The 404-nt window shown below is 67.8% G+C and carries 1 protein-coding gene; it reads right to left on the bottom strand.

Going from position 1 to position 404, the window contains the following annotated elements:
- The coding region (locus FLQ44_RS08240) for a phytoene desaturase family protein (RefSeq protein ID WP_206208762.1) at window positions 1–404 on the bottom strand (404 nt) is incomplete at both ends.

Raw genomic sequence — 404 nt, 5'->3', positions numbered from 1 at the left:
CACGCGGCCGTCCTCGGTGCGCACGCCCACCGCCCTGCCCTGCTCGACCAGCACCTCGGCCACGCCTGCGTTCACTTCGATCTGCACGCCGGCCACTTCTGCCGCACGCGCCATCGCCTGGGTGATCGCGCCCATGCCGCCGATCGCGTGGCCCCATGCCCCGGCCTTGCCGTTGACCTCGCCGAAGACGTGATGCAGTAGTACATACGCACTACCAGCCGCGTACGGACTGGCGTAGTTGCCGACCACGCCATCGAAACCGAACAGGGCCTGGATCGGTTCTGACTCGAACCAGCGTTCCAGGTAGGCGCCAGCAGAATCGGTGAACAGATCGAGCACGCTCAGCGCCACGCCGGAGGCGCGCTGGTCGGCGACCAGGGTTTCCAGCGCGTTGTGGTCGACCG

The sequence above is a fragment of the Vogesella mureinivorans genome, assembly GCF_007644035.1.
Lineage (GTDB): Bacteria > Pseudomonadota > Gammaproteobacteria > Burkholderiales > Chromobacteriaceae > Vogesella > Vogesella mureinivorans.
Note: the sequence above shows the minus strand (reverse complement) of the source record. Positions and strands in the feature narration are given on the sequence as shown.